Annotated in this window: 22 protein-coding genes; 12 read left to right on the top strand and 10 right to left on the bottom strand. The window is 46.6% G+C overall.

Translation table 11 applies throughout. The annotated features are described in order from the left end of the window. Positions 1 to 2: 2 nt before the first annotated feature. Complete coding sequence (locus tag EOPP23_RS10900) at positions 3 to 218, top strand: dodecin (RefSeq protein WP_228550683.1); 216 nt, start codon at positions 3 to 5, stop codon at positions 216 to 218. 155 nt (positions 219 to 373) lie between these two features. Continuing rightward, on the top strand, positions 374 to 859 hold the full coding sequence (locus tag EOPP23_RS10895; protein ID WP_153766024.1) for a YajQ family cyclic di-GMP-binding protein: 486 nt from the start codon (positions 374 to 376) through the stop codon (positions 857 to 859). Positions 860 to 881: 22 nt separating this feature from the next. Here EOPP23_RS10895 and EOPP23_RS10890 read toward each other — a convergent pair whose 3' ends face one another. Beyond that, positions 882 to 1,790, bottom strand: coding sequence for a trypsin-like serine protease (locus EOPP23_RS10890; protein WP_153766023.1), 909 nt, complete (start codon positions 1,788 to 1,790; stop codon positions 882 to 884). A gap of 73 nt (positions 1,791 to 1,863) precedes the next feature. On the opposite strand from EOPP23_RS10890, the gene EOPP23_RS10885 reads away from it, so the two are divergent. Next, entirely contained in the window at positions 1,864 to 3,420 is a 1,557-nt protein-coding gene (locus EOPP23_RS10885) for an MFS transporter (RefSeq protein WP_153766022.1), read from the top strand. A 12-nt stretch (positions 3,421 to 3,432) separates the two neighbouring features. Here the strand turns inward: EOPP23_RS10885 and EOPP23_RS10880 are convergent, their stop codons facing one another. The 4 genes from EOPP23_RS10880 to EOPP23_RS10865 all read right to left on the bottom strand — a co-directional run bounded on the left by EOPP23_RS10880 (position 3,433) and on the right by EOPP23_RS10865 (position 5,442). Then, positions 3,433 to 3,645 (bottom strand): hypothetical protein, encoded by a 213-nt coding sequence (locus tag EOPP23_RS10880; protein WP_153766021.1) that lies wholly within the window; start codon positions 3,643 to 3,645, stop codon positions 3,433 to 3,435. A gap of 1 nt (position 3,646) precedes the next feature. Further along, entirely contained in the window at positions 3,647 to 3,961 is a 315-nt protein-coding gene (locus tag EOPP23_RS10875; RefSeq protein WP_153766020.1) for an MGMT family protein, read from the bottom strand. Between the two features lie 97 nt (positions 3,962 to 4,058). Then, a complete protein-coding gene (locus tag EOPP23_RS10870; RefSeq protein ID WP_194842580.1) occupies positions 4,059 to 4,502 on the bottom strand; it encodes a hypothetical protein in 444 nt (147 codons plus the stop codon). A 178-nt stretch (positions 4,503 to 4,680) separates the two neighbouring features. Next, the gene (locus EOPP23_RS10865; protein WP_153766018.1) at positions 4,681 to 5,442 is read right to left on the bottom strand and encodes an SDR family oxidoreductase; all 762 of its coding nucleotides are present in this window, start codon (positions 5,440 to 5,442) and stop codon (positions 4,681 to 4,683) included. 269 nt (positions 5,443 to 5,711) lie between these two features. Here EOPP23_RS10865 and EOPP23_RS10860 point away from each other — a divergent pair, with 269 nt between their 5' ends. From EOPP23_RS10860 to EOPP23_RS10820, 9 genes are all read left to right on the top strand, one after another. Beyond that, entirely contained in the window at positions 5,712 to 6,434 is a 723-nt protein-coding gene (locus tag EOPP23_RS10860) for a HugZ family protein (RefSeq protein WP_153766017.1), read from the top strand. Between the two features lie 65 nt (positions 6,435 to 6,499). Further along, positions 6,500 to 7,909 (top strand): HAD family hydrolase, encoded by a 1,410-nt coding sequence (locus tag EOPP23_RS10855; RefSeq protein WP_153766016.1) that lies wholly within the window; start codon positions 6,500 to 6,502, stop codon positions 7,907 to 7,909. Between the two features lie 101 nt (positions 7,910 to 8,010). Next, positions 8,011 to 8,487 carry an FxsA family protein gene (locus EOPP23_RS10850; protein ID WP_153766015.1) on the top strand — a complete coding sequence of 159 codons (477 nt, stop codon included), beginning with the start codon at positions 8,011 to 8,013 and terminating at the stop codon, positions 8,485 to 8,487. 282 nt (positions 8,488 to 8,769) lie between these two features. Continuing rightward, positions 8,770 to 9,063 (top strand): co-chaperone GroES, encoded by a 294-nt coding sequence (groES, locus tag EOPP23_RS10845; RefSeq protein ID WP_153766014.1) that lies wholly within the window; start codon positions 8,770 to 8,772, stop codon positions 9,061 to 9,063. A gap of 57 nt (positions 9,064 to 9,120) precedes the next feature. After that, the gene (gene groL, locus EOPP23_RS10840; protein WP_153766013.1) at positions 9,121 to 10,764 is read left to right on the top strand and encodes a chaperonin GroEL; all 1,644 of its coding nucleotides are present in this window, start codon (positions 9,121 to 9,123) and stop codon (positions 10,762 to 10,764) included. 174 nt (positions 10,765 to 10,938) lie between these two features. After that, positions 10,939 to 11,943, top strand: a complete 1,005-nt coding sequence (locus tag EOPP23_RS10835) for a hypothetical protein (RefSeq protein WP_153766012.1) — start codon at positions 10,939 to 10,941, stop codon at positions 11,941 to 11,943. 18 nt (positions 11,944 to 11,961) lie between these two features. Next, positions 11,962 to 12,192, top strand: a complete 231-nt coding sequence (locus tag EOPP23_RS10830; RefSeq protein WP_153766011.1) for a DUF3862 domain-containing protein — start codon at positions 11,962 to 11,964, stop codon at positions 12,190 to 12,192. Positions 12,193 to 12,246: 54 nt separating this feature from the next. Then, positions 12,247 to 12,891, top strand: coding sequence for a hypothetical protein (locus EOPP23_RS10825; RefSeq protein WP_194842579.1), 645 nt, complete (start codon positions 12,247 to 12,249; stop codon positions 12,889 to 12,891). Between the two features lie 121 nt (positions 12,892 to 13,012). Then, entirely contained in the window at positions 13,013 to 14,734 is a 1,722-nt protein-coding gene (locus EOPP23_RS10820) for a hypothetical protein (protein ID WP_153766009.1), read from the top strand. A gap of 123 nt (positions 14,735 to 14,857) precedes the next feature. Here the strand turns inward: EOPP23_RS10820 and EOPP23_RS10815 are convergent, their stop codons facing one another. The 5 genes from EOPP23_RS10815 to astA form a co-directional block, all read right to left on the bottom strand. Beyond that, positions 14,858 to 16,015, bottom strand: a complete 1,158-nt coding sequence (locus EOPP23_RS10815; protein WP_153766008.1) for a cupin domain-containing protein — start codon at positions 16,013 to 16,015, stop codon at positions 14,858 to 14,860. Positions 16,016 to 16,151: 136 nt separating this feature from the next. Then, positions 16,152 to 17,438 (bottom strand): DEAD/DEAH box helicase, encoded by a 1,287-nt coding sequence (locus tag EOPP23_RS10810; protein ID WP_370514753.1) that lies wholly within the window; start codon positions 17,436 to 17,438, stop codon positions 16,152 to 16,154. Positions 17,439 to 17,771: 333 nt separating this feature from the next. After that, complete coding sequence (gene astB, locus EOPP23_RS10805) at positions 17,772 to 19,112, bottom strand: N-succinylarginine dihydrolase (protein ID WP_153766007.1); 1,341 nt, start codon at positions 19,110 to 19,112, stop codon at positions 17,772 to 17,774. A gap of 54 nt (positions 19,113 to 19,166) precedes the next feature. Then, the gene (gene astD, locus EOPP23_RS10800) at positions 19,167 to 20,630 is read right to left on the bottom strand and encodes a succinylglutamate-semialdehyde dehydrogenase (RefSeq protein WP_153766006.1); all 1,464 of its coding nucleotides are present in this window, start codon (positions 20,628 to 20,630) and stop codon (positions 19,167 to 19,169) included. A gap of 3 nt (positions 20,631 to 20,633) precedes the next feature. Further along, positions 20,634 to 21,686 (bottom strand): arginine N-succinyltransferase, encoded by a 1,053-nt coding sequence (gene astA / locus EOPP23_RS10795; RefSeq protein ID WP_153766005.1) that lies wholly within the window; start codon positions 21,684 to 21,686, stop codon positions 20,634 to 20,636. Positions 21,687 to 21,756 lie beyond the last annotated feature (70 nt).

Below are 21,756 nucleotides of genomic sequence, written 5' to 3'. Positions count from 1 at the left end.
GAATGAATATGAGCCATGTTTATAAAATTGTTGAAGTGGTAGGAAGTTCAACCACTGGTAGTGATGATGCTATTCGAAATGCTATCACTACTGCCAGTGCAACACTGAAGAATATTGGTTGGTACGAAGTCGTTGAGCATAGAGGCCATATTGAAGACGGTGAAATAAAGCACTTTCAGGTGACTGTTCGTATCGGTTTTAGAATTGCGGGCTCATAAGCTCTCTCGATAGTCTTGCCATCAGTCAGGTATTCTCGGATACATGTTGTGAGGGCAGTATTCTTTGGTCAGACATTCCCGGTGGCTGCTTTCTCGAATACAGCTTTCTCGGATACAATAGAGGCATTCTTTTTTAATTTTTTGGGAGTGCCTCTATGCCTTCTTTTGATATTGTTTCCGAAGTAGATATGCATGAATTGACCAATGCGGTTGACCAGGCCAATCGTGAACTGACCACTCGTTATGATTTTCGTGGTGTGGATGCCAGCTTTGAAAAGAGCGGCGACAAACAAATCATCATGTCTGCGGATGCCGACTTCCAACTGGTACAAATGATTGAAATTCTGAGGACCAAAATGGTCAAGCGCGGAATTGATGTTAAGTGCCTGGAAGTAAAAGATAACTACGGTCATGGCAAGCATGTTAAGCAGGATGTCATGGTTCGTCAGGGTCTGGAAAAAGACCATGCCAGAAAGATCGTTAAACTGATCAAGGATAAAAAACTGAAGGTTCAGGCGGCTATTCAGGGTGAGCAGGTACGTGTGACGGGGAAGAAACGTGATGACCTGCAAACGGTGATCGCCATGCTGCGTGAAGAAGACACCGATATGCCTCTGCAGTACAATAATTTCCGCGATTGATCACCACAGGAGGGTAGCCCATTTATATTGAGCTACTCTCCGGATTAATACAAAACTCGGGATTGTCCGGTGACCCTTTTGTCCTTTTCCATTTTTTCTGGTTTACAGAGGGGGCATAGTGTTGCATCAGTGCTTCGCTTAGTTCTTCTGAAAAATATCCCAGCGGAATAAAGAAGCTAAATGCTAGAGAGCTTTCAATTCCATCATGATTAAACTGTTCTCTGTTATAGCCTATGGCGATCAATTCTCCCTTCATATTAAACAAGGGGGCTCCATGAATAAATTTTGCTTGAATAGGGTAAAAGTCAGGTAGTGCGCAAAAGGTTAATGGTTGATGTTTTTTATGATGATCCTGACAATCATTCAAACTCATGGCCATAAGCAGAACCAGTTGGATATTGTAGGAAGGAAGCAGTGGCGGGGAGGCCTGCTGCTTTTCTGTATAGCACGCCTGCCATTGATCTTTCTCAGAGACCTTATCAGGTTCCTGGAACGCTATCACAGGCAACTTGTCAAAACTCATACTTTCAGCCAGTGATGTTTCAGCCAGCGATATCAGTGCAACACCTGCATAGTCTGACCCAGATTGAGAATTCAGAGTCAGGTACTTAACATTTCTGGCTTTAAAAGCGGTTCTGTCATTACTGTCACTTTTAATCACACTGACCATGGTTGAAGTATCATGTGGTGAACCTGTGTATGACTTGGGAACACAGTAATCAACAGTCAGAATCAGATCATCAGCAATGGCTATTCCTGAGCAGTTGTGCTCTAACTGGTTATCCGGCGTTTCAATAAAAAACTGCCAGTTTCTCAGATCTTCTTCAGTGCGAGGTTCAATATCGTTCGCATGAACGGACAAACTAATACTGAGACCAAAGTACAGAGTGGTTTTGATTAAGATGTTGTTCAGGCTATTAGCGACTATCATTCTCTGCTCCAATAGAGAACAATTAAATTAGTACATTTTTCAATGAAAAGGCTTTTCCTTTTGGAGCAAGTGAATGCACACAGAGGCAAATAGAACCCGAAGCTGGGGAGAAGCCTGGCAGAGCTTTAAACACCCCAGAGTGATCAGTGCGCTCTTTCTGGGTTTTTCTGCAGGCTTACCTATTCTGCTTATCTTCAGCAGCCTGTCGATCTGGCTGAGAGAAGCCGGTGTTGAAAGAAGTATGGTGACTTTTTTTAGCTGGGCCGCCTTGGGTTATTCGTTCAAGTTCGTCTGGGCGCCTTTAGTCGACAGGCTACCCTTGCCCTGGCTGACTAAAACGCTGGGGCGAAGACGAGCTTGGTTGTTGCTGGCACAGTTTGCCGTCATGGCTGCCTTGCTGTTTATGGCCAGTAACGACCCGGTTAATGGTTTGACCTGGGTGGCGATAGGCGCAGTGATGCTGGGTTTCTCATCGGCGACTCAGGACATTGTTATTGATGCCTGGCGGATTGAAGCCGCAGAAAGTGATCTGCAAGCCATGATGTCCTCTGCTTATATCGCGGGTTATCGAATCGGTATGCTGGTAGCAGGTGCGGGCGGTCTTGCTCTGGCCAGTTGGTTCAGCGGTGGTGATGACTCAATTTATGACTACAGTGCCTGGTCATCCACCTATCAGTGTATGGCAGCCTTTATGCTGATTGGCGTGGCCACTACCCTTATCATCTCCGAACCGGAAACCGGTGCGCCGTTTTCTTCCCAGAATTACGGTACCAGTGATTACGTTCGCTTTGTCGGTTTGTTTATAGTTGCCGCCGCTGCATTTGTAGCAGGTTTTACTCTGTCGCCCTCGCTGACGGCTGATATCAAGTCAGGCCTTATGGATATAGGCATGGCGAAACACGTAGCGGGCTTTTTTGCAGAAACCATTCGACTGTTTATCAGTATTGGTTGTGGCGTTTTGGCTGCATGGTTGATGATTCGTCTGCATGTAGCACCAAGAGCCATGGTTCGTGACACCTATGTAGCACCGTTTACGGACTTCTTTGACCGTTACGGCAAACTGGCTCTCTATATCCTCTTGTTGGTGGGAACCTATCGTATTGCAGATATTGTCATGGGAGCCGTGGCGAACGTTTTCTATACCGATATGGGTTACACCAAGGATCAAATCGCAGCGATTACCAAAACCTTTGGTCTGGTGATGACTATTGCGGGTGGCTTCCTGGGAGGTCTGCTGGCGGTTCGTTATGGTGTGATGCGTATTCTTTGGCTGGGTGGATTACTGGCTGCAATCAGTAACCTGCTGTTTGCCATGCTGGCAGGTATGTCTCCAGAAAGCTGGATGCTGGCATTGGTTATTGCCGCTGACAACCTGAGTGCCGGTATTGCATCTGCAGCTTTTGTGGCCTTCCTGTCCAGCCTGACTAACCGTGCTTTCACGGCGATGCAGTACGCAGTGTTCAGTTCCTTAATGACACTGGTTCCAAAGCTGTTGGCCGGTTATTCAGGTACTGTCGTGGATGCGGTGAATTACCCGATGTTCTTTATCGGATCGGCCTTCCTTGGCTTGCCTGTGTTGCTGCTGATCAGCTATGTGCAAAGATTGATGGAGAAAAGAGAAGAGTCCTGATAAGAGGCTTAACTAGTTGCTCGCTAACGACTGGCAGAGTTTCTTCTGCCAGTTAAGGCGATCTTCTTCCGATAACTTTGCCAGCGTATCCAGACAGATATGGCTCATGGCTTTGAGCACAGTATCAGCGTCATAGCCAAGGTTTTCTATCTGGCGAATAATTTCTACGGCCAGAGCAACATCCTCAGGTAACTGTTCAAAATCATCCGTGCTGTCGTCACTCATGTTATTCGCCTTGCCACTGATAGTGGTTAAGACTGACTTTACCGTTCAGTAAAGTGACGCCTTCCTCTTCCAGTAGTCTCTGTTGTTCAAGGTGCTTACCACTGCCTTCGGGAAAAGAAATTTGTCCCTTACTGTTAATAACTCGATGCCAGGGTAATCCTGAGCCAGCAGGCAGTTGCTTAAGAATATTGCCTACCAGTCTGGCATGGCTCGGGGCACCGACCATTCTGGCTAACTGGCCATAAGTAGCAACGGTGCCACTGGGTATTTTGTCGAGAATAAACCAGATATCTGAAGGGCTGAAAGGAGCGTGCAAGAAAATTCTCCAGGGAAAAAATGCAATCAAATAGCATATATCAACTGTTGGCTAAATGTCCTGTGTTCAATGAGTCACAGATAACAGCTATTGATGCTTACTTTTTTATATCCACGAGAAATTTGGCTGTACGAAGATAAATTTGCATATCATTCGGAACAAACGAAAACCATTGAGGCGCAAGCTCTATGGCTTTGACGTAATCACTTCGTTGCAAACGTTCATCTGCAATGTATTGAGCGATTTGACGATCGTCTTCTGAATCGTAGGGAGATAGTTCAGGCTTTTTCCCAGCCAAAGCAAAGTTCACTCGAACAACAAGAGGAATAAAGCCACAATCACTCTTTGAAATACCCAGGTTAAGTACCAGCTCACGAGCCCGAGCAATTCGGACTTCGAATTGATCCAGATCCACAAGCTCCTGTGGACGACTTGTGCGTGGCAAGACTGTAGCCAGTAAAGGTTCTGAGTGGTCAGACTCTTGATTTTTTATTGTAGGTGACTTGATAGTCGAACTGTTGAGAGAGCCTTCTAAATACATTCAGTGGTTTCCCTATATGACATAACCTGGCTCCGCCAAGTCGCAGCCCGAATAGTGATACCTGTTAGAACGGGATAAAGGCAATAAGTTTCAGAAGAGTGTTGGTGGTACTGACATCATTGTTAGATAAGTATGCAGAGCTGAGCAGCCGCTATCATGAAACAGCTGCTCATATTGATCAGATGCGCAGTCCGCCATCCAGCTCAAGAACCCGACCGTTGAAGTAGTCATTTTCAAAAATAAAGGCGACCGTTTCAGCGATCTCTTTGGGATCACCCATTCGACCAGCGGGAATACCCTGATTCATCTTGGCTCGTGCTTCCGGTTTCATGCTCAGCGTCATTTCGGTTTCGATCATACCGGGAGCAATAGCAGCACCACGGATGCCATAACGAGCCAGCTCTTTTGCCCAGGTCGTTGCCATGGCAACAACGCCTGCTTTCGCCGCTGAATAGTTGGTTTGACCAAAGTTACCGGCTCTGGAAATACTGGCGATGTTGATGATGGCACCTTTGGAGCCGGACTCAATCATACTGGCAGCCACTTCACGGCCACACAGGAATACACCGGTCAGATTGACGTCAATCACTGATTGCCACTGAGACAGCGCCAGTTTGCCGGTCACTTGACCGTCTTTGGCTTTTACCAGCATGCCGTCTTTCAGAATACCGGCGTTATTGACCAAACCATTAAGAGGTCCAAGTGCTTCTTTGGCCTTGGTAATGGAAGCTTCTACGTCCTGTTCGCTGGCAACGTTAGTCGGTAAGGCTACGGCGTTGACTCCCAGAGCCTTACACTCTTCAACGGCCAGATCCAAAGCTTCGCCGGCCAGGTCGACCAGGCCGACATTGGCACCTTTTTCTGCAAGGTGAAGAGCCATGGCTTTGCCCAGTCCACGGGCGGCTCCAGTGATCAGAATGTTACTGTTGTTAAGATTCATATTATTGTTCTTTCATATTCCTTTGAGCGCAGTAAATACTACCATGTATTGTTACTCTACGTAGATGTACATACTCATAGTGATTGATAATCAATCTCATTCTTATATAATCGCTGCCATGATTTAAGTAGCCAGTATGTATCTGGGCATCCGAATTCATAAATCTTTTACCCGCCGGAGGCTGGCAAAAGGTTTATCTAATGTTCCACTGCGTGTGCCTGTACATGTGCAAAGAGCTGCATAGACAATAGAATTTAACAGGGGAAATTATGGAACCTAAGGTTCAGGCTGCAAACGATGCTCGAAGTTTATTACTGAACGAATACCACGGTGTTCTTTCCACCCATTCCGATGACGTTCCAGGTTATCCGTTTGGCTCGGTTATGCCTTACTGTCTGGACGGTGAAGGTAATCCGGTTATTCTGATCAGCCGAATTGCACAGCATACTAAAAACATTGAAGCCAACCCGAAGGTTTCCCTGATTGTCAGCGAAACAGGTTTTGATGATGTCCATCTGGGCGGTCGACTGACCTGGATTGGTGATGCAGAACGTGTAGAAAAAGACGATGAGAGTCTGACTGATTTGGAAGCCCGCTATTACAGCTTTTTCCCGGCTGCCAAGGGTTATCACAAGGCCCATGGTTTTGATTTCTATCGCATCAAACTGGTGAGAGGTCGCTTTATTGCTGGCTTTGGGAAGATCTGGTGGGTTAAAAATGAACTGGTTCAGAAAGTAAATCCGTTCCATGGTGCTATTGAGCAGGGCATGGTGAAACACATGAATGAAGACCATGGTGATGCGCTGGTTAAGTACTGCAAGGCTGCTGGTATTGAGTTGCCTGAAGCTGTTGAACCGAAAATGGCAGGCCTGGACTCTGAAGGTATGCACCTGTTGATTGGCAGCCGTGTGGTTCGTATCCCATTCAGCGAAGAGGTCGTTGACCCAATGTCTGCCCGTAAGCAGTTGGTTGCCATGGCGAAGGTTGCGTAAAACGGAAGCTGATTTTTAAATAGGCACTATACTTCTCTATCCCTGTTCTGGCGGAGGTAGAGAAGATGTTTTTTCCTTCAGTGTTACTGCCCCGTTATGCAAAAATCATTTTCCTTCTGTTTGCTATTCCCGCCGCAGCTCAAAACCTTACTTCTACTCTGGTTACGCACACTTACCGTGTGAATGCTTCACTGTTCAGTGGTTTTCCTGATTCGAATATTGGTAGTAAGGTTTTGCTTTCCGGTGGCGGAGGGGGTGGTGATGGAGGTCATGATTTAGGTGGTGGATCTATTGATCATTGGGTTATTCAAGTGCCCTTGCCATCTCAAGAGACTCAGCCTGATCAGGCAGGGAAAACTTCTCTGACCAGCGAAGGTAGACCTGAAGATTTAGTCAGTCAGGCATCAGACGACTCCTGGATGAATGAATCTCCATCCTCCAGCGAGCCCTCTTCCAGTGCTGGAGGTGGAGGAGGTCAGAATCCGGGTCAACCTGAGAATTTAACGATAGCGTCCCTGCAATCCTTACTTGATGAATTAAATACTTTAATGAATCAATTACCCGCAGGTGTGCAGTTGACCATACTGAGTGATCTGGATGACACCCTTCTTCCTGCTCGACTAGCTGATTCCGAGGATGAAAGAAAAAAGAGAGAAATGTTCAGGGGTTTTATTAACTACTGGCGTGCTCAGGGCCGTATACGACTGACTATTGTGACGCATAATCCATTGGCTTCTGTAGTAACTTTCTATACGGAAAATGGGTTGCCGGTACCGGACTATGCAATTTGCGCTTGTGCTCTGGGCCGAAACCTGGAAGTTCGTCGTCTGAATGCTGGCAGTTTTAGTGATCAAGTGATGCCTGTACAGTGTGAAAATCAATATATCTCTGTTAGTGAGACAGGCTTTGTTATTAATCAGGAGTACATTAGTTTTCTCGGCTTTGATGAGGTTGTGAGAGGAGGTCTGATAGCCAGAGGGATACGCATAGCCGAAGTTACTTCCAGATCTGACAATGATGAAAATATTGCTACCTTCATCACTAGCGAAGTTCTAACAGATCAAGAGCAGGCTGAGATAAGGCGGTATTTGTTTGCAAACTATGGCCTGCTGGCTCGTGTTGAGTTTACTGGAAGTCAGTTTTTAGTGGCTCTTCCGATCTCGAAAGGTGCCTTCGTTACAAGGTTTGTAAGAGCAATGGATATCTTTGGTACAAGGGTTATGGCTGTTGGAGATACTGTTGATGATCTTAGTATGATGAGGAACCTGTCTTTCTGCTCTGAGTATCAGGTAGAAGCAGGTGTGGTTGTCCGTGCTTCAGCGCTTGCGGGGCAAGATTTGGAAGGAAGGCTTGCTGGCATAACATCTGTCGGTGGAACTTTGATAACGGGTGTTATGCAGGGAATGGTGAAATGGGTAAAAAAAATTATTGCTGAGCATCAATTATCTGACAGGCTGAATGCTCTGGAATTTTGAACGTACAGCCTTTGTAAGAATCATAAAATCGGGGTCTGTTTCTCTTGAATAAGGTATGATTCCACCCCATATAAAAAACACTATTTTAACCGGAGCCGTCAATGCGCTTCTTCCCGCTGTTCTTTTTTGTTGTCCTGCCAATCCTTGAAATGATTACCCTGATCAAGGTGGGAGGCTCTATTGGTGCTCTTAATACCGTTGCTTTGGTGATTCTGGGCATGTTCGCTGGTGGTACCATTATTCGCACCGAGGGTGTAAAAACCCTGATGAAAGCTCGGGAAAAAATGAACTTTGGCGAAATGCCCGCGGTTGAGATGCTGGAAGGTCTGATGATCGCTATTGGTGGTCTGTTCCTTATCTTCCCCGGTTTTATTACAGACTTCTTCGGTATTCTGTTGCTGATTCCGTTTGTACGTAAACTGATTCTTTCACGTATGATTAAAAGCGGGCGCTGGAAGTTCCAGCAATCCAGTCAGACCTATGATGCAGAGTACTACCGTGAAGATGTAGATGTTAACCGCACTATAAATCACACCCTTGATGGTGACTTTAAACGGGACGATGATCACAAATACTGATCAATACTTATCCTGCAGATATTCTCTGATAAACAGACGCAGCCGGAACTGCATATCTATTTGTGGTCCGGTTGCTAAAAAAATAAAAATAATTGCACGCAGCCCCTTGAAATAGCCTCTGGTTACCCATACCTAGAAACATACCGTAGAACAGGTTCGGTTCCATAAAGGGAGCCAGTAAAGAACCACCGTCTTACATGATGACTGGGTGTTCAATCGGGTTTTGTATTAAACAGATTCTAAATAGTGACACTCAGTCTAAACAGTTGGAGAGATACATCGATGAAAATCCGTCCGTTGCGCGATCGCGTTGTAGTTCGTCGTGAAGAAGAAGAAACCACTACCGCTGGTGGCATCGTACTGCCAGGTTCTGCTACCGAGAAGCCTAACCAGGGTGTTGTAGTAGCTATTGGTGACGGCGTATTTCTGGACAACGGGGAAAAGCGTCCTGTTAGCTTGAGCGTTGGCGACAAGGTGATTTTTGGTAAGTACGCTGGTTCCGACACAGTCAAGATCGACGGTGAAGAGCTGATCATCGTTTCTGAAAGCGAAATCTTCGCTGTACTGGAAGACTGATTCGACTCAGTCCAATACTCCAATTCCATTACAACTGTTTTATAAGGATTATCGATCATGGCAAAGCAGGTTAAATTCGGCGACGAAGCTCGCAAGCAAATGCTGGAAGGTGTAAATGTTCTGGCTGATGCTGTAAAGGCGACTCTGGGACCAAAGGGCCGTAACGTTCTGCTGGAAAAATCCTTCGGTGCACCAACCATCACTAAAGATGGTGTTTCCGTAGCAAAAGAAATCGAACTGTCTGACAAGTTCCAGAACATGGGCGCTCAGCTGGTTAAGGAAGTCGCTTCCCAGGCTAACGATCAGGCGGGTGACGGTACCACTACTGCTACCGTACTGGCTCAGTCCATCCTGAATGAAGGTCTGAAGTACGTTGCTGCTGGCATGAATCCAATGGATCTGAAGCGTGGCATCGACAAGGCGGTTGCCGCTGTTGTTGTTGAGCTGAAAGAAATGTCCACACCTTGTGCTGACACCAAGTCTATTGCTCAGGTAGGTACTATCTCCGCTAACTCTGATGAACAGGTTGGTGAAATCATTGCTGAAGCAATGGAGAAAGTAGGTAAGGAAGGTGTTATCACCGTTGAAGAAGGTTCCGGTCTGGAAAACGAACTGGACGTAGTAGAAGGCATGCAGTTCGACCGCGGTTACCTGTCTCCTTACTTCATCAACAACCAGGAAAGCATGTCTGCTGAACTGGAAAACCCGTTCATCCTGCTGGTTGACAAGAAGATCTCCAACATCCGTGATCTGCTGCCAGTACTGGAAAATGTTGCCAAGGCCAGCCGTCCGCTGCTGATCATCGCTGAAGACGTTGAAGGCGAAGCTCTGGCGACTCTGGTTGTGAACAACATGCGTGGCATCGTTAAAGTGGCTGCTGTTAAGGCTCCAGGCTTCGGCGACCGTCGTAAGGCCATGCTGCAGGACATCGCTGTTCTGACCGGTGGTACCGTAATTTCTGAAGAAATCGGTCTGTCTCTGGAAGGCGCTACCCTGGAAGACCTGGGTTCCGCCAAGCGTATCGCTATCACCAAGGAAGACACCACCGTTGTAGACGGTGCTGGCAACCAGGCTGATATCGTTGCCCGCGTTGAGCAGGTTCGTGCTGAAATCGAAAACTCCTCATCCGACTACGACAAGGAAAAACTGCAAGAGCGCGTAGCCAAGCTGGCTGGCGGTGTTGCGGTTGTTAAGGTAGGCGCTGCTACCGAAGTTGAGATGAAAGAGAAAAAAGCTCGCGTAGAAGATGCTCTGCACGCTACCCGCGCTGCTGTTGAAGAAGGTGTTGTTGCCGGTGGTGGTGTTGCCCTGGTTCGCGCTCTGTCCAACATCTCTGTTGATGCGATCAACCCTGAGCAGAAGGCTGGTGTTGAACTGATCCTGCGTGCTCTGGAAGGTCCAATCCGTCAGATCGCTTCCAACTCCGGTGACGAAGCTTCTGTTGTTGTCGACAAGGTTAAGTCCGGTGAAGGTAACTTCGGTTACAACGCTGCGACTGGCGAATACGGCGACATGATTGAAATGGGTATCCTGGATCCAGCTAAAGTAACTCGCTCTGCTCTGCAGGCGGCTGCTTCCGTTGCTGGTCTGATGATCACCACTGAAGCCATGGTTGCTGATGAGCCAGCTGACGCGGCTGCTCCTGCTATGCCTGATATGGGCGGCATGGGTGGTATGGGCGGCATGGGCGGCATGATGTGATCTTATGATCCATTAACCTCCTGAAGCTCAGCTTCTCTAAAAGGCCGCATACCTCCGGGTGTGCGGCTTTTTTTATGATGAAAGTTTTTGCAGTACATCACTGTTGATACTGTTTTTATGACAGGGTTTGCCGATGGATAGCACTAATCAGTGTTTTTTATTCGGAGACTTATCATGTCGGTGCTTCCTCCTGTTGGGCCTGCAGGCAATGCTCATGTTGACCCAAATTTGCCTCATAACAAGGTAAAAAAGGGTAAAACAAGCGGGAATATGCCTCCTCATAAGGTCAGGACTGAGGATGATCCTCAGAAGAATATCCCAAAGGGTAAAAAGGGGAAGGGAAAGCCTGGAAATAAGCCTTTATCCAAGCGAAAAGCTGCCCATATACAACCAGAGCCCAATGTAAACCAGAAAAAAGGCAAAAAGGCTGAGCCTCCTGTCCCTGCTAAGCCAGAAGAGACTGGTAAAAAGGAAGACGAAAAAGACTACAGCAGCATGACCAAAGAGCAGTTGCAGGAAGAGCAGTCTCAGGCGCTGAACAAAGCAAAAACCATTACCAAACGTTATGAAACTAATTCTTTGTTAGGAAGAGCGCAGCAGTTTATTAATGACCCTAATAATGCCCCAAAAGACTTAAGGGTAACTCTAACCCTGCCTGGTGAGTCGACACCTATTTCATTGATTCCCATGTCAAAAGAGCTGGCGGCAACACCGGAGAAGTTTGCGGAATACCAAAAGCTGGCTTTGGAAGTCCTGAAACAGTACGAAGAAAATAATTTCCAAAACTATGATCCGGAGCAGGACAAAAAAACACTGGAGCAGCTGAAAGAGGTCATGAGACAGACAGCCAAGTGTATGAAAGATGACAAGCATGAAGAGGGTGATAAAGGCGGTTATAAGAACAAATGGGAGCAGGCATGGAATAAGGTAAGGCATGAACCTGTAGCTTTGGAGGCTTACCCGGATGAAAAGAATGAAAGCAGTGTTCCAAGAGTGAAGGTCAGCAAGCCTGATATAGAGCAGCAGGAAAAAAAGAAGCCTGAAGAAAATCCTGATGATGAAAACATTCCAAAACACACTCAAAAACAAACTGCCGAGCCAGAGACTCCGATTAAGCCTGTAAAGCAAAAACCGGGAAGCAATATTCCTCCAACACCTCCACCTACCTTGAAAACCTAATAGTCAGGAAAAACGATAATGAGAACAGCTCTATTTTTATCAGGCTGTACACATTTGAATCAATCTTCTTTCGATAGGCTGGATGCCGGAATGAATATTGAAGAAGTAGAAGGGATTCTGGGTAAACCGAGTAATTGTGATGAAGATTTTGGCCGACTCAGCTGTATCTGGAATTCCGGCGAACGGGAAGTAAAGGTTGATTATGTTCAGGGGAAAATCGTTGTCTTTAGTGCCGAAGGGCTCCAGTAAAAACAGACGGTGAGGAAATAGCAATGTCAGGAGATTTTGGCGTCGGTAAATCGGGTGGAACAACACCTCCATCACAACCAAAGCAAGAAGACAGTAGGGGGGGCTCAGTCACCACCTGCAGTTACTCGACAAACAGCAAAAGGAAAGAGCACGACTGGTAAGTCGTTAAAGGAGAGGTTGGCTAAATCTCAACCAGCAGAAAGTGTCGTTGGAGCGAAGAAAAATAAAGTTTCTACACTCCTGAGCGAGCAGGTTAATAGAGTCAGAGGCGAAAGAACATTGAAGCAATGCCATCAGATGTTGACAGACTATCAACAACATCTGCAGAAAAAACCTGCAGGAGAGATTCGTGTCAGGGTTGAAGGAAGTAATGAATGGATTCGACTGTTGCCGCCTGATGAAAAACTTTTGGCACAACAGGGTTTGAATGTTTCCGAATTGATGGCTGACTTAAGACAGCAGATTGAAGCTCATCAAAGTGGCGCGTTGTTGAAAAAAAGCGACCAGGAGTTTCAGAAAGAACTGAACCAGCTCAAGCAGCTATGGATGGTTCAGCAACAAAGCGATAAAAATGATAATACCATCGATCCGGAAGATGCATGGCGTAATCTGTTGAATCAGCCGGTAGAGACCAGAATAGGAAAGGCTGGAGATACTATACAGTTTGTCACTCTTTCTGGTGAAGCCCCTTTGTTGTAAATCTACCTGACAGAGTTGTCAGTGGTACTGTCAAATTCCCACTTTATTAAGAAACCTTTTGTCTGAACCGCTCTCTATTGCACTGAATATATAAAAATATCTTTGCAGCAGGAGATGTAGAATGAATTTGGATAATAAAAAAACAGCGATTACAGGCCCGACTCATTTGGTTATGGCCAGTGAAGGAGTTGAACTCTTTGACCTTGGTGAAGACCGTCAAATCAGTTTTTTCACTGTCTATGATCATGATAAAGAAGAGTCTCAAACTTTCCAGATCCCAAAACTTGTCGGGTCAGCGAATGGCGAATATCTACAAGAGGGTCAAACCAAAGACAGCCTTCCTATAGTCAGCACCCTCTATGAAGCGGCAGATGGAACCCTCTATATAGGCGGAGCTGGTGGCGTCCTGAATAGAATGACACCGAATGGCGCAGGTGGTTATAGCCATAGTTTTGCTATTTTGTCGAAGCCTGCTAATCATGGAACACAACTGCGTTTTCAGGAAAATCCGGTTGAGGTCAAGCTGCTGGCTGTTGGTGACCAGATAAAACATAACCCTGAGGTTACGCGTGTAGTTGGCGGTCAGAAAGCGAAGGTAGGCTTTTTTGATGCCTATGAAAAACGATCTTCTAACCCTGATTATGATGTCCTGGTTGAAAAGGGAATACTGGACAATAAAGGCAAGGATGCTCTCTGGAAGCTGGAGAAGCAGAAATACAATAAAGACTCTTTTACCGTTCAGGGTGAAGTTCAACAGTTGAAAAAGCCAGAAGTAAGTTTGGACAGTGGTTATCAACACCTCAGGTCTATGACGGATGATGAGCGTGAATCCAGCCCAATGCGGGCGTTCATGGAATCTAAAGGTGGTCCAACCAAACGGATATGCCTGAAAATCTGGGAGCGAAACACAGATTATTTCTCGAAAGAAGGGACAATAATTCAAGGTGGCATTGAGAAAACAGGAAAAGTCGTTAATGCTGATTTATTGAAACCGGCTACCGAGAAGCTTGTTCCAGGCTTATGGTCAGACTGGGAAAATAACCTTATTGACCCAATTGCTGAGAAATTAAAAATCTTTGATGAAAGACTGCTGATTCACCGTGTGAACGTGTCAGGTGATGTGGAAGATGAAAACCAGGTGCTGGTGTGTGTTAAGGATCAACTCTACCGGTTAGATAACACAACTGGCGTCATGACCTGCGCCGGAAAAATACAGCATGAAGCTGACAGGGATATTGATATCAGAGCTCTGGTTCCTCTGAACCACAACACGTTTATTCTTGGTGATATGGGTACAGTTCAGGCCGCTAATGGTCCGGCTACATTCAGAGTGGTTGTGGATAATGGACAGGGAGCGATCAAGACTGATCAGGCTATGACTAAAACTCTTCAGGACAGCTTTAAAGCTAACTGGCGTGAGCCGACGGCCCCAGCTGAACCCAATGGTACACCAAGGGTTGAGAACTTGATGTATGAACGCTTGCCTAAAGATGCTGATGGAAGTCCTCAAACAAAGCTACTGGTAAGAACCAAACATGTAGGTGCTGACCTTGTAGAGGGCAAGGTTACCTTTGGTGGTCGCAGCATTCAGGTGTCTGATGTTAAAAAAGTGGATTTTCCTGACAAAACCAATAATGAATATATGGCTTTGTATAATGGTAAACCTATCCCTGCAAGGCAATTAGAGTGTGTCATGAGAGCTTCTCAAATGAGTGTAAAAGGCTATGTAAAATCCGCTGAGGATATAAATTTATGTGAATATTTAGGGGATGGTAGTCATGCGTCATTACCTAAATGGAACTATTTCACAGCCACTGGTTGCAGCTCTATTGCTGTTAAATAGCCATCATGACTCAACAGCCAGTAGTGAGTGTTCTACTGGCTGTTGAGTGAGACTTAAGTAGCTATTAAGTACCCAGACCTATAAATACAGTTACTAAATATTCGATTTCGTGTGGCTACACATTTAATACATCTCTTGAATATACAGTGAACCTGAGTTGATCAGTCTCAAGATCAATGTCTGCACTTCAGCTGATGCCTGATTTTCCCAATCTTCGGGATAAAGCACATTGTTCTTGCAAAGATCCATAGCGATAAACTGTGTTACGGACTCCAGGCATGGATAATCACAACCATCCGCAAACAAAATAAACTGCTCGTTATCTTTTCTGAAGGCCAGACGTGATCCTTCATTAACTGCCAGAGTTGTGCCTGATAAGGCTTCCAGAAGAGTACCCCAGCTTTCGAATTGGCAATCCACTTCCTGTTCATGCTTCAGCTGTGTCATCTGATGACCAAACCACTGAGCCAGTTTGCTTCTGTCTTCAATATGCTCACGCAGAATAGCTTGCAGACGATCAAGAGCTTTGTCGTCTATTTCGCCTTTGTTGGCCGGTATTGTCTGATCGGAATCAGCGTATCGCATGCTATCTGGCAGCTGATCAGCAATAAAATCAGTGTACTGCATCAGAATTTCACGATGGCTGGGCGCTCTGAAACCAACGGAAATGGTCATACAGTTATCACCAACGGCCACACCGTTATGACCAACACCTGGGGGAAGGTAGAGGATGTCACCTGGCTCCATTACGTGTTCTTCCAGTACTTCAAACTCTGAAAGAATGTGCAGTTCAGTGCCTTCCAGCTTTGGAGAACTGGCGTCGTACACTGGGCCAATCTGCCAGTGTCGCTTACCTTCAGCCTGGATTAGAAACACGTCGTACTGATCAAAGTGCGGGCCGACAGAACCACCGTCAGAGGCGACACTGATCATAATATCGTCCATTCGCCATGAGGGTAGAAAATCAAAGCCTTCTAGAATGTGGTGAACGTCAGGTACCCAATGATCGACGGCCTGAACCAGAAGAGTCCAGTGACTGGGAGGGAGTGAAGCAAAGGTCTCTTCGGTAAATGGGCCGCGCTTCAGTTCCCAGGGAATTTTGCCCTTCTCGATAATGATGCGGGACTCGACTTCCTCGTCCAGGGCGAGGCCAGCCAGCTCATCTGCTTCAACAGGCAGTTCAAAATCATTGAAAGCCTGACGAATGACCAGAGGTTTTTTTTGCCAGTACTTTTGAAGAAAATCGTTCGGTTCGATCTGGCCCAAAATAGATGATGTCATAGGGGGTAATATCCTGAACTGAAGTGAAGCATCGTATTGTCGGGCAGTTTAGAGCAATAGATGGATCAAAGGAATTGGTGGGCTGACCCGTCGTTGGAGCTGATTCAGATTAAATCAACTCATTTTTAAAAGTGAATCACCGCCGACTTTTACGGCTCGAAGACCTGCCTCGATTTCGGGGTTGTGGAAAAGCCTCAAAATTACCAAACTCATCATCGTCCAATGGGTGTGCTGTAGCCTTCTCACTGGGTGCAAAACCGGGAACGATCATACGCTTAAATTTACGTCCCAAAAGACACTCAATAGACCGTAACTGTTTAGTTTCCTCTTCGCTGAATAATGAAATTGCTAAGCCTGAGATGCCAGCACGGCCGGTACGACCAATACGGTGTACATAGTCTTCCGGGACATAAGGGAGGTCAAAGTTAACAACGCAAGGCAGTTGATTGATATCAATGCCTCGAGAAGCAATATCAGTGGCGACTAATGCAGTAATTTTCCCATTTTTAAAACCCTCCAAAGCATGTGTTCGTGCATACTGGGTTCTATTCGCATGGATTGATGCGGCACTGATACCGGCGCTTTCCAGCTGGATTACCAAACTGTCTGCTCCATGCTTGGTGCGACTGAAGACTAAAACCTGCTGCCACTTGCTCTTTTTAATCAGGTGTATCAGTACTTCGCTTTTACGATGTTTATCAACAGGGTGCATTTTCTGCTTAACCGTATCGACCGTACTGTTCGCAGCTGTCACTTCAATCAAAAGTGGATTGTTTAACAGACCATTAGCAAGTGACTTGATCTCTTTAGAAAAGGTAGCTGAGAACATCAGGTTTTGGCGTTTGGTGGGCAACAGGCTATTAATAAGACGTATGTCGTCGATAAACCCCAAATCCAGCATTCTGTCAGCTTCGTCCAGGACTAATATTTCAAGCTGATCAAAATTAATGGCTTTCTGATTATAAAGGTCAATTAATCGACCAGGTGTGGCAATAAGCACATCCAAACCACCTTGTAGCAAGGATATTTGCGGTTCAATCCTCACACCACCAAACACTGCCGCTGAGCAGATATTCATGCGACTACTGTAGCTTTCAACGTTTTGGGCAACCTGGGCGGCAAGCTCACGAGTGGGCGTAATAATTAACGCGCGCACACATTGAGCTTGTGGCGTAGGGCCATCAGATAATAACTGAATCATAGGCAGGGTGAAGCCTGCGGTTTTACCTGTGCCAGTTTGAGCTACAGCTATAACATCACGCTGACTAAGCACCACAGGAATAGCTTCAGCCTGTATGGGTGATGCTGTTGTATAACCTTGCTCTGAAACGGTCTTAAGCAACTCGTCACACAAGCCTAAAGAGCCAAATGACATAGATATACATTCCTTGGGTTGACTAAGAGTTTCTATATGAATGCCCACATTAAGCCATTAAGTACTCGGACATGTGAATTCGTATGTCATTTCCCCGCCTGGGGCAGGGAAATGACAATCTAATATTCGATTTCGTGTGTCTGCACACTTAAGGGCGCAGCATTATAAATACTCTATTGGCTCATTTCAGTATTACCGAGTCTATTTGTTCATTCCAAGCATGAACGATTTTAAAGTATGGACACGGCAAGTGGCTAAAGGGGAGATAGCTTTGAAGGTTGTCGATCGGTAATTAGCAGTCTGATTTTCTTTGTTCAAGGAAAAAATAATAGTAAGAGCAGTCGATTGACAGGTAAGCAACGCGTACCTGTCAATTAAAAGTTAAATCTGGAACTGATAAATAGATCCCAGCTTCAGAATTTGAGTCAATTCATCCAGTGCTGTTCGGGATTCGATCAACAGTTGCGGGTCAGCCAGATCGGCTTCTATCAGGCGATCACGGTAGTGCTTTTCAACCCACTGATTCAGAGTTGTGAATAGCTGATCATCTATCAGGCAGCTACTGTTGGTTGCTGCCAGTTCTGCCTGATTCAGGGCAACACGCAGTCTCAGGCAGGCTGGGCCACCACCATTGTTCATGCTTTGGCGCAGGTCAAAAACTTTCACTTCGTTGATCGGGTTATCAGCCGCCACTAACTTATCAAGGTATTTCTCAACCTGTTGGTCACTCAGGCAGTCAGAAGGTACGACAATGGTCATACTGCCATCAGGGTTGCTCAAAAGCTGGCTGTTAAACAGGTAGCTTTTAACCGCAGTTTCAACCCGAATCTTGCTTTCCGGCACTTCAATAATACAGAAATCATCCTTGCCATAAGCCTGTTTAAGGTTGGTATAAACCTCAGCCTGATTCAGAAAAGCCTGTTCATGGCAAAAGAGTACGTTACGGTTGCCTACAGCAATAACATCATTGTGAAAGACGCCCTGATCAATCACATTAGGGTTTTGCTGCGCAAAAACAGTTTTGCTCTCACTCAACCCATGACGACGGGCAATGGCCTGCGAGGCTTCAAAAGTCTGACGTGCAGGAAACTTCTCAGGTTTTGGTTTTGATGAATCAAAGGCATGTTGCCCATAGACAAAAAACTCAACACCTTGTTCACCGTATTGATGACAGAAACGAGTATGGTTGGCGGCACCTTCATCACCAAAGTGGGCAGTACTGAGCAGAGCTGGATGGTGGCTGAAATGATCTTCGCTGCCAAACACACCTTTCAGAATTCGTCCGGTGGTTTCATGTTCAATAGAGCGATGAAACTTGCTGCACAAGTTTGCAGGCGTGAAGTGTACCTTGTTGTCTGCAGTATCAGCACTGGGAGAAACAGTCGCTGCATTGGCTGTCCACATGCTGGAAGCAGATGCGCAGGAAGCCAGTACAAAAGGTACTTCTTCGGCAGCCTTGCTCAGTACATCAGCATCAGAACCAGTGAAGCCCAGTGCTCGCAGGCTATGAACGTCAGGTCTTTCCTGAGGAGCCAGAACACCCTGTACCAACCCCATGTCGTGCAGGGATTTCATTTTGGTCAGCCCTTGCAGAGCCGCTTTTTTAGGGTTGGAAGGCGCAGACTGGTTATTGGTGGAAGCGATATTGCCAACGGACAGTCCGGCATAATTGTGAGTAGGCCCGACCAGACCATCGAAGTTTGCTTCTACAGTTTTGCTCATAAATATTCCGTCAAAAGCCGAGCTATATAAATATATGGCTCGGCATATATTTAATTAAAGAGTCAGGCCTGGAGCCAGCTTTTCTGGCAGTACCAGAGCATCCGCTTCGACACTGGCAACCGGGTAAGCGCAGTAGTCAGCAGCGAAATAGGCGCTTGGGCGATGGTTGCCACTGTCACCGATACCACCGAAAGGCGCGGCACTGCTGGCGCCGGTAATAGGACGGTTCCAGTTCACGATGCCGGCTCGGCTGTGCTTCAGGAAAGTGTCGTAGTCATCACGGCTGTCACTGAACAGACCTGCAGAAAGACCAAAGCGAGTATCGTTAGCCTGTTCAATAGCCGACATCAGTCCGTTATAGCGAATCACCTGCAGCATTGGGCCGAAGTACTCTTCGTCAGGCAGTTCATTAATGCTTGATACGTCGATAATGCCCGGTTTCAGCAGGCCAGTTCCGGACTGAATCTTCTCAACGGCAACCAGTGATTCTCCACCCAGTTCTAGTAAACGTTTCTGTGCGGAAACAATGCCGTCAGCAGCCGCTTCGGAAATAACAGCGCCCATAAACGGCTGTTCTACGTCGTTGTAACGACCGACCTTGATTTGTCGTGTTGCTTCAACCAGCAGGTTCAGGAACTGATCACCCCAGTTACCTTCCGGAATAAACAGACGTCGTGAGCAGGTGCAACGCTGACCAGCAGTGATAAAAGCAGACTGAATAGCGTCGTGTACGGCGGCTTTAATGTCAGAGACTTCAGCCACGATCAGCGGGTTATTACCCCCCATTTCCAGAGCCAGAATCTTGCCCGGCTGACCGCCAAACTGTTCATGAATCAGCTTGCCAGTATTGGAGCTGCCAGTGAAAAACAGGCCATCAATGCCTTTATGGCTAGCCAGAGCAATACCGGTTTCCTTTTCACCTTGCACCAGATTCAGCACACCCGCTGGCAATCCTGCTTTTTCCCAGAGCTTAACGCTGACTTCAGCCGTTGCCGGTGTTAGTTCACTGGGTTTGAAAACAACAGTGTTGCCTGCCAGCAGAGCAGGAACGATATGGCCGTTAGGCAGGTGTCCCGGGAAATTGTAAGGACCAAATACAGCCACAACACCATGAGGCTTATGACGAATCATAGCTCTGGCACCGGGCATGGCATTTTCAGTGGTGCCAGTACGCTCGTTATAGGCTTTGATGGAAATCTCGATCTTGCCTTTCATGGCCCCGGCTTCGGTTTTCGCTTCCCAAAGTGGCTTGCCAGTTTCACTGGCAATGGTTTCGGTGATCAGGTCGGCATTCTGGCCAACCAGCTCGGCAAAACGTCGAATAATGACAACGCGCTCATCCTGTGACAGTTCAGCCCATTCAGGCTGAGCTTTACGTGCAGCTTTGATGGCGTCGTCTACTTGAGCCGCATTTGCACAGGTTCCGGACCAGACAATTTCGCCAGTACCCGGATTAATGGAGTCCAGTGTGGAGTTACCGGCAAGCCATTGATTGTTGATAAAAAGAGACTGGCTCATGGTTTAACTCCTGTTGGAACGTTCTTGATCGAATAAAGGGGAAATACGAATCAGGTCGCCTTCTTTCAGTTTCAGTGCCGTTGCCAGTTCCTGACTGATATTAGCGATATCATTGCTTCCAAAAGAAAGCTGGGCGACAGTGCAGCGAAAATCTTTGACGCCTTCGGAAGCAACCAGCCACTTTCTGTCTTCAGTGATCGTGTTGTCGGAAGAGCCATCTTCCTGAATCGCTACACGACAGTTAAAGGATTCACGAACAGCGCGAATGTCATTAACCCGGGTTTCCAGACAAGGACCACCATCAAAAATATCGATATAGCCGGTATAGCGGAAACCTTCACCTTCCAGCAGCTTTCGAGCTGGAACAGTATCTTCGTGGGTCTGACCAATCACTTTCTGAGCTTCTTCAGACAGCATATTGGTGTAAATCGGATACCGCGGCATAAGTTCGGCAATGAAAGACTTGCCACGGGCTACCTGTTGGTCAGCATCAACAAAATCGACAGAAAAGAAGTGTCGTCCAAGAGCTTCCCAGAAAGGTGACTGACCCTCTTCGGAATAACCGCGCATCTCGGCAATAATGCTTTCACGGAAACGCTGAGGATGTTCAGCCATAAACATAAAGCGGCATTTAGACAATAAGTGACCGTTGAAACTTTTTCGAGAATCAGGAGCCAGAAAGAGCGTGCACAGCTCCGAGTGATCGGTGTAATCACAGCAGAGTGTCAGGGTATTAATCTTGTTGTAAACGTCTAGCTCACGGGAGGCATGAACGTGGGTGTTGACCTTGTAGTTATACCAGGAATCACTGAGTCCAACGGCTGATTCAATGCCGGTGACCCCTACAACGTCGCCTGTAACAGAGTCTTCCATTACAAACAGGTAATAAGCTTCTTCCAAAGGAGTGCTGGCGTTGAAAGAGCTGACGGCCCATTCCAGTTTTTTACGAACCATTTCCCGGTCAGGTTGCAGAGAAGAAAAACCTGGCCCGGTAAGGTGGGCCAGTTGCCACAAGGCATCATGGTCTTCTTCTCTGATCGGTCTGATGATCATCATAGTGTGTTGTCAGGCCTCTAACTGTGTAGACACGCGTAGTCGAAAAGTCAGTTCACCATTTCCCCGCCTC

Origin of the sequence: Endozoicomonas sp. OPT23 (genome assembly GCF_009653635.1) — a bacterium.
In the GTDB taxonomy this organism is placed as follows: Bacteria; Pseudomonadota; Gammaproteobacteria; order Pseudomonadales; family Endozoicomonadaceae; genus Endozoicomonas_A.
Note: the sequence above shows the minus strand (reverse complement) of the source record. Positions and strands in the feature narration are given on the sequence as shown.